This window comes from Streptomyces sp. NPDC104202 (assembly GCF_055584185.1).
Map to the genome: position 1 here is coordinate 48,584 of NZ_JBVJMN010000026.1, position 14,572 is coordinate 63,155.

The 14,572-nt window shown below is 73.2% G+C and carries 18 protein-coding genes; 4 read left to right on the forward strand and 14 right to left on the reverse strand.

The window, feature by feature from the left end; all coding sequences use genetic code 11:
* Position 1 precedes the first annotated feature (1 nt).
* The 10 genes from metK to ACZ60W_RS18630 all read right to left on the reverse strand — a co-directional run bounded on the left by metK (position 2) and on the right by ACZ60W_RS18630 (position 9,117).
* Positions 2-1,222 (reverse strand): methionine adenosyltransferase, encoded by a 1,221-nt coding sequence (gene metK / locus ACZ60W_RS18585; protein WP_469756392.1) that lies wholly within the window; start codon positions 1,220-1,222, stop codon positions 2-4.
* Positions 1,219-1,470: a phosphopantetheine-binding protein gene (locus ACZ60W_RS18590; RefSeq protein WP_190160773.1), complete on the reverse strand. Its 252-nt coding sequence runs from the start codon at positions 1,468-1,470 to the stop codon at positions 1,219-1,221. Before ACZ60W_RS18590 ends, metK begins: the two co-directional genes overlap by 4 nt.
* 13 nt (positions 1,471-1,483) lie before the next feature.
* A complete protein-coding gene (gene acpS / locus ACZ60W_RS18595; RefSeq protein ID WP_469756393.1) occupies positions 1,484-1,951 on the reverse strand; it encodes a holo-ACP synthase in 468 nt (155 codons plus the stop codon).
* 1 nt (position 1,952) lies between these two features.
* Complete coding sequence (locus ACZ60W_RS18600) at positions 1,953-2,852, reverse strand: class-II aminoacyl-tRNA synthetase family protein (RefSeq protein ID WP_469756394.1); 900 nt, start codon at positions 2,850-2,852, stop codon at positions 1,953-1,955.
* A 51-nt stretch (positions 2,853-2,903) separates the two neighbouring features.
* Positions 2,904-3,797, reverse strand: coding sequence for a diiron oxygenase (locus ACZ60W_RS18605; RefSeq protein WP_469756395.1), 894 nt, complete (start codon positions 3,795-3,797; stop codon positions 2,904-2,906).
* 30 nt (positions 3,798-3,827) lie between these two features.
* Positions 3,828-4,871, reverse strand: coding sequence for a methyltransferase domain-containing protein (locus tag ACZ60W_RS18610; protein ID WP_469756396.1), 1,044 nt, complete (start codon positions 4,869-4,871; stop codon positions 3,828-3,830).
* On the reverse strand, positions 4,868-5,710 hold the full coding sequence (locus ACZ60W_RS18615) for a class I SAM-dependent methyltransferase (RefSeq protein ID WP_469756397.1): 843 nt from the start codon (positions 5,708-5,710) through the stop codon (positions 4,868-4,870). The genes ACZ60W_RS18610 and ACZ60W_RS18615 overlap by 4 nt, the downstream gene beginning before the upstream one ends.
* 81 nt (positions 5,711-5,791) lie before the next feature.
* On the reverse strand, positions 5,792-6,331 hold the full coding sequence (locus tag ACZ60W_RS18620) for a MaoC family dehydratase (RefSeq protein ID WP_469756398.1): 540 nt from the start codon (positions 6,329-6,331) through the stop codon (positions 5,792-5,794).
* Between the two features lie 88 nt (positions 6,332-6,419).
* Positions 6,420-7,589, reverse strand: coding sequence for a trans-sulfuration enzyme family protein (locus ACZ60W_RS18625; RefSeq protein WP_469756399.1), 1,170 nt, complete (start codon positions 7,587-7,589; stop codon positions 6,420-6,422).
* Between the two features lie 88 nt (positions 7,590-7,677).
* Complete coding sequence (locus tag ACZ60W_RS18630) at positions 7,678-9,117, reverse strand: MFS transporter (RefSeq protein ID WP_469756400.1); 1,440 nt, start codon at positions 9,115-9,117, stop codon at positions 7,678-7,680.
* A 176-nt stretch (positions 9,118-9,293) separates the two neighbouring features.
* Here ACZ60W_RS18630 and ACZ60W_RS18635 point away from each other — a divergent pair, with 176 nt between their 5' ends.
* The gene (locus tag ACZ60W_RS18635) at positions 9,294-9,968 is read left to right on the forward strand and encodes an HD domain-containing protein (RefSeq protein ID WP_469756401.1); all 675 of its coding nucleotides are present in this window, start codon (positions 9,294-9,296) and stop codon (positions 9,966-9,968) included.
* An 84-nt stretch (positions 9,969-10,052) separates the two neighbouring features.
* Here ACZ60W_RS18635 and ACZ60W_RS18640 read toward each other — a convergent pair whose 3' ends face one another.
* Positions 10,053-10,442, reverse strand: coding sequence for a hypothetical protein (locus ACZ60W_RS18640; protein WP_469756402.1), 390 nt, complete (start codon positions 10,440-10,442; stop codon positions 10,053-10,055).
* Positions 10,443-10,455: 13 nt separating this feature from the next.
* Positions 10,456-10,848, reverse strand: a complete 393-nt coding sequence (locus ACZ60W_RS18645; RefSeq protein WP_469756403.1) for a hypothetical protein — start codon at positions 10,846-10,848, stop codon at positions 10,456-10,458.
* A 229-nt stretch (positions 10,849-11,077) separates the two neighbouring features.
* Between ACZ60W_RS18645 and ACZ60W_RS18650 the strand changes: the two genes are divergently transcribed.
* Together ACZ60W_RS18650 and cpt are read left to right on the forward strand one after the other, a co-directional pair.
* Positions 11,078-12,280: a Cmx/CmrA family chloramphenicol efflux MFS transporter gene (locus ACZ60W_RS18650; RefSeq protein ID WP_469756437.1), complete on the forward strand. Its 1,203-nt coding sequence runs from the start codon at positions 11,078-11,080 to the stop codon at positions 12,278-12,280.
* Positions 12,281-12,344: 64 nt separating this feature from the next.
* On the forward strand, positions 12,345-12,866 hold the full coding sequence (gene cpt, locus ACZ60W_RS18655; RefSeq protein ID WP_469756438.1) for a chloramphenicol phosphotransferase CPT: 522 nt from the start codon (positions 12,345-12,347) through the stop codon (positions 12,864-12,866).
* Between the two features lie 3 nt (positions 12,867-12,869).
* On the opposite strand, the gene ACZ60W_RS18660 is transcribed toward cpt, so the two are convergent.
* Positions 12,870-13,139: a DUF4031 domain-containing protein gene (locus ACZ60W_RS18660; RefSeq protein WP_469756404.1), complete on the reverse strand. Its 270-nt coding sequence runs from the start codon at positions 13,137-13,139 to the stop codon at positions 12,870-12,872.
* 25 nt (positions 13,140-13,164) lie between these two features.
* Positions 13,165-13,521: a hypothetical protein gene (locus tag ACZ60W_RS18665; RefSeq protein WP_469756405.1), complete on the reverse strand. Its 357-nt coding sequence runs from the start codon at positions 13,519-13,521 to the stop codon at positions 13,165-13,167.
* Between the two features lie 112 nt (positions 13,522-13,633).
* Here ACZ60W_RS18665 and ACZ60W_RS18670 point away from each other — a divergent pair, with 112 nt between their 5' ends.
* Positions 13,634-14,551: a MurR/RpiR family transcriptional regulator gene (locus ACZ60W_RS18670; protein WP_469756406.1), complete on the forward strand. Its 918-nt coding sequence runs from the start codon at positions 13,634-13,636 to the stop codon at positions 14,549-14,551.
* Positions 14,552-14,572: the final 21 nt, after the last annotated feature.

Consider the following 14,572-nt stretch of genomic DNA (forward strand, 5'->3'; position numbering starts at 1 on the left):
GTCAGACCCCTTCCCCCGCGTGGACGGCCTTCTTCAGCTGCTCCACGCGGTCCGTGCGCTCCCAGGTGAACTCGGGGAGCTCGCGGCCGAAGTGTCCGTAGGCCGCCGTCGCCGCGTAGATGGGCCGCTTGAGGTCCAGGTCGCGGATGATGGCCGCGGGGCGCAGGTCGAAGACGGCGCCGACGGCCGCCTGGATCTCCTCGTCCGGGAGGGTGCCGGTGCCGAAGGTCTCCACGAAGAGGCCGACGGGCTCGGCCTTGCCGATCGCGTAGGCGACCTGGACCTCGCAGCGGCGGGCGAGCCCGGCCGCGACGACGTTCTTGGCGACCCAGCGCATCGCGTAGGCGGCCGAGCGGTCGACCTTCGAGGGGTCCTTGCCGGAGAAGGCGCCGCCGCCGTGCCGGGCCATCCCGCCGTACGTGTCGATGATGATCTTGCGGCCGGTGAGTCCGGCGTCGCCCATCGGGCCGCCGACCTCGAAGCGCCCGGTCGGGTTGACCAGCAGGCGGTAGCCGTCGGACTCCAGGCTGACGCCCTCCTCCACCAGCTCCTTGAGGACGTGCTCGACGACGTACTCGCGGACGTCCGGGGTGAGCAGGCCCTCGACGGAGATGTCGGCGGCGTGCTGGGAGGAGACGACCACCGTGTCGAGGCGGACGGGACGGTCGCCGTCGTACTCGATGGTGACCTGCGTCTTGCCGTCGGGCCGCAGGTAGGGCACGGTGCCGTCCTTGCGGACCTCGGTGAGCCGGCGGGAGAGCCGGTGGGCGAGCGCGATCGGCAGCGGCATCAGCTCGGCCGTGTCGTCGCAGGCGTAGCCGAACATCAGGCCCTGGTCGCCGGCGCCCTGGGCGTCGAGCGCGTCGCCCGCGCCCTCGACGCGGGACTCGTACGCCGTGTCGACGCCCTGCGCGATGTCCGGGGACTGGGCGCCGATGGAGACCGAGACGCCGCACGAGGCACCGTCGAAGCCCTTGGCGGAGGAGTCGTAGCCGATGTCGAGGACGGCCTCGCGGACCAGTTTCGCCATCGGGGCGTACGCGGTGGTGGTGACCTCGCCGGCGATGTGGACGATGCCGGTGGTGATGAGGGTCTCGACGGCCACGCGCGAGGCGGGGTCCTGGGCGAGGAGCGCGTCGAGGATGGTGTCGCTGATCCGGTCGGCGATCTTGTCGGGGTGTCCCTCGGTCACGGACTCCGAGGTGAAGAGGCGGCGGCTCATGCCTGGACCTCCGCCGGCGCCTTGAAGAAGTGCTGCTCGATGGCGCCGAGGGTCCGGATGGAGTCGACCTCCAGGGTCTCCATCTGGATGGCGGTGCCGCTCTCCTGCTCAAGGAGGAAGACGAACTCGACGAAGGACAGCGAGTCGATGAGCCGGTTCTCGATGAGGTCGAGGTCGGAGGCGATGTCGTCACGCTCGGGGTGGCGCTCCAGGATCCAGTTCTTCACCGTCTGCAGGCCGTCGGCCATGGTTGCTCTCCTTTTAGCTGCTGCTGGATACGGAAGGGGTGGGGGGCGCGGGCACGGGCGCCGGGGCGATGATCGGGGCGGCCACCGCGACGGCGTAGTCCACGTCGTGGCTGATGGACACGGTGATCTCGGTGATGCCGGACTCGGCCGCCATCTCGGCGGCGGCCCGGTGCAGCTCCACGAGCGGCCAGCCGCCCTCGGAGCGGCGCACGACGATGTCCGGCCAGGGCAGGAACCTGCCTCTGACCCGGAGGGTCTTGAAGGCCGCCTCCTTGGCCGCGATCCGCCCGCACAGGCTCAGGACGTCGAGCCCGGAGGACGTCCGGCAGTCGGCGAGCTCGCCGGGGGTGAGCATCCGCTCGAAGAACCGCTCCCCGTACTGGGCGAGGAGCCTGCGGACACGGTTGACGGACACGATGTCCATGCCGAGGTTCGCCCACCCCAGGCCGCCCGCCGGCGGGGCGGCGGGACGGGCCGGCACGTCAGATCACCGGCCCGGCCGCGCCGCTCGCCTCGGCCCGCAGGCGGGCGTTCGCGTCGAGGACCGCCCGGGCGGCGGACTCCCAGTCGCCGTGGCGCCGGGTCAGTGCGGACAGCCATCGCTCCAGGCCGAAGGCGACGCAGCTGGTGAAGGCGGGTCCGCCGGTCGAGGCCAGGGTGATGTCGCAGCGGTCGCCGAAGAAGTTCCGGTGGGTGTTGACCGAGGCGATCGCCAGGTCCTCGTACAGGAACTCGTACTTCACCGGGGTGAGCCGCTGGAGGAGCGCCTTCGAGCCGCCCTTGTCGAAGAAGGGGTCGCAGGCGGCCTCCCTGCGCAGCGGCAGGTCGAGGGCGTTCGCGAACGCCTGGATGCGGCCGGTGAAGTCCGCGAGGTGGGCCTCGGCGTGCTCGCGCGTGCCGATCGCCACGATCTCGCGCATGCGGAAGCCGAGCTGGCGCCGCATGCCCTCGTAGTGGGTCTCCTTGCGGAAGCACCAGGAGCAGACCGTGACGAGGGTGTCGTCGGCGACCCGGCGGCCCTGGTGGTCGAGGTAGACGGCGTAGCAGGACGCCGACGGCAGCCCGAGCGCGGCCGGCTGGAGGGCCTCGCTGGGGAAGGTGCCGGTGTCGGCGGAGAACGGGGTCGTCGTGCGGCGCTCCAGGTCGAGCGGGGCGGCGACGACGGCCTGGTGGGGGAAGTTGTCGTAGTAGTCGAGCTTGGCCAGGTCGGCGGCCGGCAGGAGCGGGGGCATGGTCATCGGGCGGGCGCCTGCGGTCACGCCCCAGCGCTCGAAGGTGTCGTCGAGGAGCCGCAGCAGGCGGGTCCCCTCCGGGCCGAGCGAGGGCAGGCCCCTCGCCTGCCCCTGGGCTTCCCCGACGGTCGCGGGGGTCGTCACGGTCATGGTCTCTGCACCTCTCGGGTGGGAGGTCTCGGGCCGGGTGGACCGGTCGGGTCAGACGACGGGCAGGGTGTCGTCGGAGAAGATCCCGGTCCTGAGGAAGAAGGCGAGCGGCTTGCGGATGGCCTTGCGCTCGTGGGGGCGGCGGCTCGGGTCGGCGACCAGCGCGTTGCGCAGGGCGAGCGGGTCGGCGATGCCGGCGTCGCGGTAGACGTGCGGGTTGTAGAGGGAGTTGATGCTGTAGACGACGTACCGCTTGAGGTACGCCTCCACCTCGCGGACCCGTTCGGCGCTGACCGCCTGGCACATCCGGGCGTGGAGGAGGGAGACCAGCTCGCGGCCGAAGGCGATGTGGCGGGACTCGTCCTGGTGGTGGATGCGGTTGACCTCGCGGATGGTGTGGCAGAGGGAGTCGTCCTTCGCCATCCGGGAGTTGTAGTGGTCGACGAGCTCCTCGAAGAAGAGGATGCGGGTGAAGACCAGGAAGTTCTCCACCTCCGGCTCCCATGCCGCGTCGGCGCGCATCGCGGTGGAGCCGTAGATCTTGTTGCCGTAGCGGCGGCAGAACTCCGAGAAGAACCACATGTGTTCGTTCTCCTCGCCGATGAAGTGGTGGAAGAAGTCGGAGGGCACCTCGAAGCCGGGCATGTGGATGCGTCCGACGACCTCGATGAGGAGTTCGCGGATGCCGTGCACGTTGAGGCTGTAGAAGTTGACCGACTCCCACTTCGACAGGCGCTGAAGCGTTTCCTCGCCGAGGGTGTCGTAGTGCTCGGTGCCGTGGACGGTGAGCAGCTCCGGCGTCATCCAGAAACGGTTCTCCTCCAGCTTCTCGGGCCACTGGAAGGTCTGGTACGGGTTGTAGTAGTCCTCGACCGAACGCTCGCTGAGGCGTTCCAGGACCTCCAGGAACCGGTCGGTGACGGGAAGGGGGGCGGCTGTGCCCATGGGTGGCTCCTCGCTCGCTGACGGTGGGGGTTACGGGCGGACTTCGTAGACCGCGTTCACCGGGGTCTCCGTCGCGCGCCGCCAGCGGGTGAAGCCGGCCTCCTCCGCGATGGCCCGGAACGCCTTCTCGCCGGAGTGGTTGCCCAGCGCGTGCGGGCCGCGCTGCGCGACCGCGACCGGCAGGCACATCACGGCCGACAGCGCCATGAACATGCGGGCGGCCGGGGTCTGCGTGTCGACGTCCTGCGGCGACACGTTGGATTCGACGAGCATCCAGGTGCCGTCCGCGTCCAGGGACTTGTGGACGTGCTGGGCGGCGGCGACCGGGTCACCCATGTCGTGCAGGGCGTTGAAGAAGCACACCAGGTCGTAGCCGGAGCCCGGGTAGTCGTCGGCGGACGCCACCTCGAAGACGACCCGGTCGGAGAGCCCGGCCTCCTCGGCCAGCTGCCGCGCGATCGCGACGGCCTCCTCCGAGTAGTCGAAGCCGTGGACGGTGGCCTGCGGGAACGCCCGGGCGATCAGCAGCGTGGTGTGGCCGACGCCGCAGCCGACGTCGGCGACCGTGCCGCCGGCGGCGAGCTTGCCGGTGACGCCGTGCAGGGCGGGCAGCCAGTCCGGGACCAGCTTGTGCTCGTACGTCGGCTGGAAGAAGGAGCCCATGCCGGTGTCGAGGGCCGCGTCGTGCTCGGCCCAGCCGACGCCGTCCCCGGTGCGGTACGCCTCCACGAGGAGGTCCTCGGTGGCGTACAGCGCCTTGAGCGCGGTGAAGAACCCGGCCGCGTAGGTCACGGCGCCGGGGTCGGCGAGCACCTCGACGTGGTCGGCGGGGAGCGTGTACGTGAGGGAGCTCGGGTGCCGCTCGACGTACCCGGCGGAGAGCTGGGCGTGCAGCCACTCCTCGACGTAGCGCGGGTTCGTGCCGGTCCGCCCGGCGAGCTGCTCGGCGGTCAGCGGACCGTCGGCGGCCAGCGCCCGGTAGAGGCCGAGGCGCTCGCCGAGGGCGACGGTCAGACCGCGGACGGCCGCGCCCGCGTCGCCGATGACCCTCTGGTGGAAGTCGTGGGCGCTCATGCCGCCTCCTCCTCGCGGTGGGTGGGGAGATCACAGGTGAACAGGAAGGAGCGGGGGACGCGGGGCAGCGCCCGCGGGGCGACCCGGTAGGGCCAGCGCCCGAAGTCGGCGCCCTCCTCACCGGGCTGCCGGACCTCCCGCACGTCCCAGCCGCAGTCGGCGAGCAGCGCCTCGGGCTCCTCGGTGCCGAAGAGCCACGGGTTGCCGTCCTCCTCCAGCGCCGCCATGAAGCCGCGGGCCAGCGGGTTGTCCAGGGCCGCCCGGGAGATGACGTCGCCGAGCAGCACGGAGCCGGGGGCGGCGTGTGCGGAGAGCGTCGAGACGAGGGTCCGCACGGCCTGCTCGGGCAGGAAGAACAGCAGTCCCTCGACCACCCAGAGGACGGGCTCCTCGCTCTTCCAGCCCGCCTCCTTCAGGGGGCCGGTCCAGTCCTGGGTGAGGTCGACCGGGACGGTGACGCGGGTGCGGCCGGCGGGCTGCGGCTCGCCGGCGAGCATCTCCGCCTTGGCCTCCAGGAGGGCCGGGCGGTCGAGCTCGTAGACGGTGACGCCGTCGGGCCAGGGCAGCCGGAAGAAGCGGGTGTCCATGCCGGCGGCGAGGAAGACGACCTGCCGGATGCCGCGCTCCTCCACCGCCTTGACGACGGCCCGGTCGAGGTAGGTGGTGCGGATGGCGAGGAACGGCACGATGCCGCCCCCGTCGTAGCGCGCGAGCAGTTCGAAGCCGATCGCGTCGGCGACGGTGCGCGCGTAGGGATCGGCGAACAGCCGGTCCTCGCGCTCGGTCTCCAGGGCGCGCGCGGCGGCGGTCCACTGGGCGGTGCGGGATACGGCCTCCACAGGAGGTCCCCCTTCACGTGGGCAACGGAGGTACGGAGAGGTACGGACGGCCGTGTTCGGGGCCCGACGAAGGACGGCCCGTCAGGCGCTCATGACCGGGACACAGGTCTTGGCCGGTCGCGCGCAGGCGACGGGGTCCTCGGCCGCGGGCATCGACGACAGATGGTCGGCCTCGGAGTCGGCGGGGCGCCGGCGGAAGATGCTGTGCAGGATCATGCTGAACACGGCCGTCCCGTCGGGGGCCACCAGGGTGCACCGGGGCTTGACGGTGCCGGTGGCGCGGTGGAACGGCGACGGGGTGGAGCCGAGGATCTCGACGCGTGCGGTGAGGACGTCGCCCGGGCGCACGGGCCGCAGGTAGCGCACCTCGTCGATGCCGGGCGAGCCCATACAGGCGCTGTAGGCGAGGAGTCCGTCGACGTAGCGCCGCATGAACATCGCCTGGGTGTGGAACCCGCTCGCGATCAGACCGCCGAACTGCGAGTGCCCGGCGCGCTCGGGGTCCGTGTGGAAGGGCTGGGGGTCGAAGCGCCTGCCGAACTCCAGCACCTCCTCCTCCGTGACGGTGACGGTGCCCAGCTCGTGGACGTCGCCGGGCCGGAAGTCCTCGAAGTAGCGCATCGCGCTCCCCCCTTGACCTAGGAGTGGTCTTTCCCTGGCACACCCCAATCTACGAATTGACCATTTATTTTGTCAACCCAAAAAAGGCTCATGCGAGGGCCTGTTCGACGTCGGCCCACAGGTCCTCCGCGTCCTCGATCCCGACCGACATCCGCACCAGCCCGGCGCCGATCCCCGCGGCCGCCAACTCGCCCTCGTCCAGCTCCCGGTGGGAGGTGGACGCCGGATGCGTCACGAGGGTCTCCACCCCGCCCAGCGACAGCGCGAGGCGCGCCACCCGCACGCGTTCGATGAAGTCCCGGCCCGCTTCCCGGCCCCCCGCCAGCTCGAAGGAGAGCAGCCCGCCGCCGCCCGAGAGCACCGTGCGCGCGCGGGCGTACGAGGGATGGCCCGGGAGTCGGGGATAGTGGACGGCCGTCACCTCCTCGCGGTCCGCCAGCCGTCCGGCCAGCACCGCCGCGTTCGCGCAGTGCGCCCGCATCCGCAGCGGCAGCGTCGGTATCCCGCGCAGGGTCAGCCAGGCCGCGAACGGGTCGGCACAGGCGCCCAGTTCGACCGTCCGGGGCCAGATCCGCCGACGCAGCCCGTCGTCCGCGAACACCGCGGCCCCGCCGAGGACGTCCGAGTGCCCGGAGAGGTACTTGGTGGTGGAGTGGACGACGACGTCCGCGCCGAGCGCGAGCGGCCGGCACAGCACCGGCGAGGCCAGCGAGTTGTCCACCAGGCTCGTCACCCCCAGGGCCCGCGCCGCCGCCAGCAGTCCTGGCAGGTCCGGGACCTGCCCGGTGGGGTTGGCGATGGTCTCCAGGACCAGCAGCCGGGCGGCGGGGTGGACCGCCGCCGCCTCCAGCTCGGCCGGGTCGTCGCCGGATATCCGCACCACCTCGATCCCGTACCGCTCCGCCAGGTCCGCGAGGACCGCGTGCGTCCCCCCGTACAGGCACCGCTGGGCCACCACCCGGTCACCGGGCCGCAGGAGCGCGAGGAGCACCCCGCTGATCGCGCCCATCCCCGAGGCGAACGCGAGCGCCCCCTCACCGCCCTCCAGGCCCGCGAGCGTCCGCTCCAGGGCCCGCACGGTCGGATTGCCCCGGCGGCCGTACACGTACCGCCCGTCGGGCCCGGCCATCGCCTCGGCGAGGTCGGCGGCGGAGTCGAAGGCGAAGGCGGACGACTGCACGAGCGGCACGGAGAGCGGCCGGCTGCCGTCGGGGAAGGGCTCGTTGACGACGTGCACGGCGCGGGTGTCCAGTTCCACGGCTTTCCTTTCCACAGCTGCTGGGGGTACGGGAAAGGGGCCGCCCGGCGTCCGGAGTCGGACGTCGGGCGGCCCCTTCGGGGACGGCTCAGGCGGAGACCTTCTCGCCCTGCGGCGCGGGAGCGGCGGCGGCCTCGGCGGCGACCGCCTTGTCGCCCTTCATGACGAGGAGGGTCACGACACCGCCGACGGCGGCGACGATCGCGGCCCCGATGAAGGCGGCCGAGAAGCCGTCGGTCAGCCGGGGCAGGTCGCCGAGCCGGTCGGCGCCCTGGGACATGGCGACGGCCGTCAGGGCGGCGAGGCCGAGCGCGGAACCCACGTTGTAGGTGGTGTTGACGATGCCGGAGGCGAGACCGGCCTGCTCCTGCGGGGCGCCCGACATCGCGGCGATCATCGCCGGGATGTACGCGAGGGACATGCCCAGCGCGGCGACGAGCGAGGCCGGCAGGACGTCGACCAGGAACGTGCCGGTGGGCGGGACGGCCGCGAGCCAGACCAGGCCGGCGGCGAGCACGAGGAGGCCCGCGCCGATGAGCGGCTTGGCCCCGAAGCGGCCCATGAGGCGAGCGGTGACGGCCGTCATGAAGATCATCAGGAGCACGGTCATCGGCAGCAGCGCGGCGCCCGACGCGAAGGCGCCGTAGCCGAGGACCTGCTGGAGGTAGAGGTTGAGGAAGTACCACATCGGGATCCAGGCGGCGCCGAGCAGCGTCATCGCCAGGTTGGCCGAGCCGAGGCGCGGCACCCGCCACACGCCGAGCGGCATGAGGGGCTCGCGGACGGACTTCTGGATCACGAAGAACAGGACGAGCAGGGCGGCGGCGCCGGCCAGTTCCAGGACGGTGGCGGTGGCCCCCCAGCCGACCTCGGGGGCGCGGACGACGGCGAAGACGGCGAGCGCGAGACCGGCGGTGACGGCGACGGCACCGAGGACGTCGACGGAGCCGCGGCGCGCGCCGACCTCCGGCAGGAGCCGGGTCGCGGCGAGGGTCGCCAGGCCGATGGGGATGTAGATGACGAAGACCCACTGCCAGGCCGCCCACTCGGTGAAGACGCCGCCGAGGAAGACGCCCGCGGTGCCGCCGGCGGGAGCCGCGGCGCCGTAGAGCGCCATCGCCTTGCCGAGCTCCTTCGGGTCGTGCATGAAGAGCATCATCAGCAGGGTCATGGCGGAGGGCGCGATCAGGGCACCGCCGACGCCCTGCACGGCGCGGCCGGCGATCTCGACCCAGGCGGTCTGCGCGGCGGCGGCGAGGACCGAGCCGGCGATCATCACGGCCCAGCCGGTGACGAAGATCTTCCGAGCCCCGACCAGGTCGGAGAGGCGTCCGCCGAGGAGCAGGAGGCCGCCGAAGACGATCACGTACGCGTTGAAGACCCACTGGAGCTCGCCCTGGGTGAAGCCCAGGTCCTTCTGCATCTCCGGGAGCGCGACCCCGATGATCGACGTGTCCATGATGACCATGAACTGGGCGGCGGCGAGCACGACAAGTGCCCACCAGCGCCGGGGATTGACGGTTGACATTGCCCTGACCCTTCGCTCGCGTCGGCCCCCGACCACCGCCGGGGCATACCCCTAGGGGGTACTTGTGCGGAGCACCGTAGCATACCCATGGGGGGTATGTAAGAGAGAGGGATGGGCGCTCACGACGGCACCCGGGAAGCGCCCCCTCCCCGCCCCCCGCCGGGCAGAATGCCCCCATGACCGCAGACCAGGACCCCGCGCTCCTCCGCCGCTGGACCGCCACCCTGCTCGCCGCCCGCGCCGGCCGCGAGGGCCCCGACCCCGCCCCGTACGGCCGCAACCTCCTCGCCCGCTGGGCCGAGCCGCAGCGCCGCTACCACACGGTCGACCACCTCCGCGCCGTCCTCGACCGCATCGACGAACTCGCCGACCAGGGCGGCGAAGGCGGCGAACTGGAGCTCGTCCGGCTCGCCGCCTGGTTCCACGACGCCGTCTACCGCCCCGACCGCTCGGAGAACGAGGAACGCTCGGCCGCCCTCGCCGAGAAGGCCCTCGCCGAAGCCGGGCTCACCCCCCACGAGGTCGCCGAGGTCGCCCGCCTCGTCCGCCTCACCACGACCCACGACCCCGACCCGGGCGACCTCGACGGCGAGACCCTCTGCGACGCCGACCTCGCCGTCCTGGCCTCCGACCCCGATACATACGGGGGGTACGCCGCCGCCGTCCGCGAGGAGTACGGCTTCGTCCCCGACGACGCCTTCCGCGAAGGCCGCGCCGCCGTCCTCCGCCAGCTCCTCGCCCTCCCCCGCCTCTTCCGCACCCCCTACGGCGCCGCCGCCTGGGAGGCACCCGCCCGGGAGAACGTGGAGCGCGAACTCGCCCGGCTGACGGACCCGGCCGGACGGGACTGAGCGACGGCGGCGCGACCCCGCGGCGCACGGGCGGCGGGCGCGCGACCCGCGGGCCCGCGGACGCCCCGGTCCGCGGGCCCTGCCTCAGGCCCCGCCGAGGTACGCCTCCAGGGACGGTCCCGTCGGCGCGACCACGACGGCGCCGTCCCGGAGGTCCGCCGACAGGTGCGCCCGGTCCCCCTCCTCCCGGATCGCCACCGGCCGGTCCGTCGGGACGACCGTCGCCCCGAGCCGCACCACCAGCCGGGCCAGGACGTCGGAGAACGGGCCGCGCGGGAACCGGCTGACCGCGACGCACAGGTCGTCGACGTCCACGTCGACCTCGTACCCGTCGGCCGTGCGGATCAGCACGCCGTCCCTCAGGTCCTCGCCCGCCGCGACGACGTACGGCGCCAGGACCTCCCGGACGGTCTCCAGGGGCAGCGGCTCCGGCTCGCCGTCGCGGAACCGGAGCAGGAACAGGGTGCGGCTCATCCCCCCGCCCCGCTCAGGCGGCCCGGATCGCCGCGGCGATCTCCGCGCCCGTGCGGGCGACGACCACCGTGCTGCCGCCCGCCGCCGCCGGCGGCAGGTGTGCCCGCTCCCCCTCCCGCCGGACGACGACGGTCCCGCCGGGGACCACGAGCCAGGCGTCGAGGCGCTCCAGCAGGACCGCCAGGAGGTCCATGACCCCCTCCCCGCCGAACCGGTTGAAGGTGATGCCGTGGGGCGGGTGGACATAGACGTCCGCCTCCTCCCGCTCGCCCGTGACGATCCGGAGGAAGCCCGGCTCGGGGTCCCGCGCCACCACGTGGGGGCCCAGGACCTCGTAGGCCGTGTCCATGTCCAGCGGCGCCGGCTCGCCGTGCTCGAACCGGCACACGAAGATGTCGAAGCTCATGGGACCTCGCTATCACGGAGCACCGACAGCGCGGACGGGCCCGCCGCCGGCCGCACCGGACCCGGGCAGGCCAGGGCGTCTCCCGCACCGGGGCGGGGCGGGCGTCTCGCATGGCAAGACATCCCCGGCCCGCGGAATGACAGGAACAAATCGCTCGTTGACGCATGTCATGCCGTCTTCCTCCGCCGAGCACACGACATCCGTCACCGACGCCCCGCCCGGCGGCCGCATGCCGCTGGCCGTCTACATCCTGGGGCTCTCCGTCTTCGCGCTCGGCACGAGCGAGTTCATGCTGTCCGGGCTCCTGCCGCCCATCGCGGAGGACATGGGGGTCTCCATCCCCCGCGCCGGCCTCCTCATATCGGCCTTCGCCATCGGCATGGTCGTCGGAGCGCCGCTCCTCGCCGTCGCGACGCTGCGGCTCCCCCGCAAGACCACGCTCCTCGCGCTCATCACCGTCTTCGGCCTCGGCCAGGTCGCGGGAGCGCTGGCACCGAACTACGCCGTCCTCTTCGCCTCGCGGATCGTGAGCGCCCTCGCGTGCGCCGGGTTCTGGGCGGTCGGTGCGGCCGTCGCCATCGCCATGGTGCCCGTCGGCGCCCGGGCCCGGGCCATGGCCGTCATGATCGGCGGCCTCTCCATCGCCAACGTCCTCGGCGTCCCCGCCGGGGCGTTCCTCGGCGAGCACCTCGGCTGGCGGTCGGCGTTCTGGGCCGTCGGCGCGGCCTCCGCGATCGCGCTCGTCGGCGTCGCGGCCCGCATCCCGCACATCCCCCTCCCCGCGACCAGGCCCCTGCTGCGGCGCGAGCTCGGCATCTACCGCGACCGTCAGGTCCTCCTCTCGGTCGTCGTCACCGCCCTGGCCGCCGGCGGCGTCTTCTGCGCCTTCTCCTACCTCGCCCCGCTGCTCACCGAGGTCTCCGGCCTCGACGACGGCTGGGTGTCCGGCGTCCTCGCGCTCTTCGGCATCGGCGCCGTCGTCGGCACGACGATCGGCGGCCGCGTCGCCGACGCCCACCTCTTCGGCGTCCTGCTCAGCGGCATCGCGGCCTCGACCGTCTTCCTGGTCGCGCTGGCCCTCCTCGCGTCGAGCCCGGTCGCCACGATCGTGCTGACCTTCCTCCTCGGCGTCTCCGCGTTCTACACCGCGCCCGCCCTCAACGCGCGCATGTTCAACGTCGCGGGAGCCGCGCCCACCCTGGCCGGCGCCACCACCACCGCCGCGTTCAACCTCGGCAACACCGGCGGCCCCTGGCTCGGCGGCGCCGTCATCGACGCCGGCCTCGGCTTCGGCTCCACCGCCTGGGCGGGCGCCGCCATGACCGCCGCCGGCCTCGGCACGGTCGCGGTCGCGCTCCGGCTCCACACGTCCGCGTCCCGCGTGGTCACCTCCGGCTCCCCGGCCGGGAAGCGGGCCGTCTCCCCACACTGACCCCGGCCGAAATCCGGCTGCGCGCCGCCCCGCGCCTCCGTACGGTGACCCCGTGACGACTCGGATGATCATCCTCAACGGCGCCTCCAGCTCGGGCAAGTCCGGCATCGTCCGGTGTCTGCAGTCGGTCCTGCCGGACCCCTGGCTCACCTTCGGCTGCGACTCGTTCGTCGACGCCCTGCCCAAGAGGATGTGGGGCTCGCCGGGCGGGATCGTCTTCGACGAGGACGGCGGGGTCGGCGTCGGCGAGGACTTCCGCGCCCTCGAAGCCGCCTGGACCGAGGGCGTCGTCACCATGGCCCGCGCCGGCGCCCGCGTGATCGTCGACGACGTCTTCCTCGGCGGCGCCGCCTCCCAGCAGCGCTGGCGCACCGCCCTCGCCGGCCTCCCCGCCCTGTGGGTCGCCGTCCGCTGCGACCCGGAGGTCGCCGCCGGCCGCGAGATCGCCCGCGGCGACCGCACCCCCGGCATGGCGGCCCGGCAGTCCCGCGTCGTCCACGAGGGCGTCACCTACGACGTCGAGGTCGACACCACCCGCACCGAGTCCCTGGCCTGCGCCCGGGCCGTCGCCGCCCGGGTGGGCTGACGCCTACCCGACCGGGCGGCTCTTCGGGCGGCGCAGGCCGGCGGTGGTGAGGCGCAGGAGGAGCTCCTTGGAGCCGACCTCGACGGCGCCGCCCTCGACGGCGGCGGCGTAGTGGTCGGCGGGAATGTCGTAGTGGTCGCGCTCGAAGGCCCGGGGCGGGGCCCCTATCGAGGCGGCGAACGCGTGCAGCTCCTCGAAGGAGACGTCGCTGACGAGGTGGGACCACATGCGGCCGTGGCCCGGCCAGGTCGGCGGGTCGATGTAGAGGGTCACGCGCGGGGTCCTTCCGGTCGGCGCCTCATGTCAGACCGCCCACCGGGGCCACCACGACGCCCTGCTCGGAGCAGACCCAGTGGGGGTCGGGGCCGAGTTCGGGCTCGACGTCGAGGGCGTGCGGGCCGCCGGAGGAGCAGACGGGGCAGAGGGGCCATCGTCCGTACCGTTCGAGGAGGGCGTCCTGGACGTCCTGGGCGACGAGACCGGCGACGTAGGTGAGGCCCTCCGGCCACTGCTCGACCCACCAGCGCCGGTGGGCGACGGACTCCTCCACCATCGAGACGACCTCGGCGGCGGCGACCTCGCGGGCGGCGAGGTCGGCCAGTACCAGGGCGCGGGCGGTGTGCAGGGCCTGCTCCAGGGGGTCGATGTCGTCCATGCACTCATTGTCACCCGGTGCGGGGCCAGGACGAAGGTCCCGCCGGAATCCGGGACCCCTCCGGGACCTGGGGGGTCTTGTCGGACCCCGATGCCGAAAGTATCTTTCAGTTGTGACCAATGACGTGAAGGAAAGTTTCACAGGCGACGCGCCGCCGCCTCCCGCCGCGCTCGCGGCCAAGGTGCGGACCCTCGCACCCTCCATGACCCGCTCCATGCAGCGGGTCGCCGAAGCCGTCGCCGGAGACCCGGCCGGCTGCGCCGCCCTCACGGTCACCGGCCTCGCCGAGCTCACCGGCACCAGTGAGGCGACCGTCGTCCGCACCGCCCGCCTCCTCGGCTACCCCGGCTACCGCGACCTGCGCCTCGCCCTCGCCGGCCTCGCCGCCCAGCAGCAGTCCGGCCGCGCGCCCGCCGTCACCGCCGACATCGCCGTCGACGACCCGATCGCCGACGTCGTCGCCAAGCTCGCCCACGACGAGCAGCAGACCCTCGCCGACACCGCGGCCGGCCTCGACACCGTCCAGCTCGGCGCCGCCGTCGCCGCCCTCGCCGGCGCCCGCCGCGTCGACATCTACGGCGTCGGCGCCTCCGGCCTCGTCGCCCAGGACCTCGCGCAGAAGCTCCTCCGCATCGGCCTGATCGCCCACGCCCACAGCGACCCGCACCTCGCGGTCACCAACGCGGTGCAGCTCCGCTCCGGCGACGTCGCCCTCGCCATCACCCACTCCGGCTCGACCGGCGACGTCATAGAACCGCTCCGGGTCGCCTTCGACCACGGCGCCACCACCGTCGCGATCACCGGCCGCCCGGACGGCCCCGTCACCCAGTACGCCGACCACGTGCTGACCACCTCCACCGCCCGCGAGAGCGAGCTGCGCCCCGCGGCCATGTCGTCCCGGACCAGCCAACTCCTGGTCGTGGACTGCCTGTTCACCTGCGTGACGCAGCGTACGTACGAGACGGCGGCTCCTGCCCTCGCCGCCTCCTACGAGGCCCTCGCCCACCGCCACTCCCCGCGCACCCGCTGACCCGCCGGCCGCCCCGGCCGC

Excerpts from the sequence above, each read along its gene's own strand:
- ACZ60W_RS18665 (WP_469756405.1), bottom strand. The coding sequence starts at position 13,521 with ATGGACGACATCGACCCCCTGGAGCAGGCCCTGCACACCGCCCGCGCC.
- metK (WP_469756392.1), bottom strand. The coding sequence starts at position 1,222 with ATGAGCCGCCGCCTCTTCACCTCGGAGTCCGTGACCGAGGGACACCCC.
- ACZ60W_RS18645 (WP_469756403.1), bottom strand. The coding sequence starts at position 10,848 with ATGAGCTTCGACATCTTCGTGTGCCGGTTCGAGCACGGCGAGCCGGCG.
- ACZ60W_RS18620 (WP_469756398.1), bottom strand. The coding sequence starts at position 6,331 with ATGCGCTACTTCGAGGACTTCCGGCCCGGCGACGTCCACGAGCTGGGC.
- ACZ60W_RS18635 (WP_469756401.1), top strand. The coding sequence starts at position 9,294 with ATGACCGCAGACCAGGACCCCGCGCTCCTCCGCCGCTGGACCGCCACC.
- ACZ60W_RS18650 (WP_469756437.1), top strand. The coding sequence starts at position 11,078 with ATGCCGCTGGCCGTCTACATCCTGGGGCTCTCCGTCTTCGCGCTCGGC.
- cpt (WP_469756438.1), top strand. The coding sequence starts at position 12,345 with ATGATCATCCTCAACGGCGCCTCCAGCTCGGGCAAGTCCGGCATCGTC.
- ACZ60W_RS18600 (WP_469756394.1), bottom strand. The coding sequence starts at position 2,852 with ATGACCGTGACGACCCCCGCGACCGTCGGGGAAGCCCAGGGGCAGGCG.
- ACZ60W_RS18630 (WP_469756400.1), bottom strand. The coding sequence starts at position 9,117 with ATGTCAACCGTCAATCCCCGGCGCTGGTGGGCACTTGTCGTGCTCGCC.
- ACZ60W_RS18590 (WP_190160773.1), bottom strand. The coding sequence starts at position 1,470 with ATGGCCGACGGCCTGCAGACGGTGAAGAACTGGATCCTGGAGCGCCAC.
- ACZ60W_RS18640 (WP_469756402.1), bottom strand. The coding sequence starts at position 10,442 with ATGAGCCGCACCCTGTTCCTGCTCCGGTTCCGCGACGGCGAGCCGGAG.
- ACZ60W_RS18605 (WP_469756395.1), bottom strand. The coding sequence starts at position 3,797 with ATGGGCACAGCCGCCCCCCTTCCCGTCACCGACCGGTTCCTGGAGGTC.
- ACZ60W_RS18610 (WP_469756396.1), bottom strand. The coding sequence starts at position 4,871 with ATGAGCGCCCACGACTTCCACCAGAGGGTCATCGGCGACGCGGGCGCG.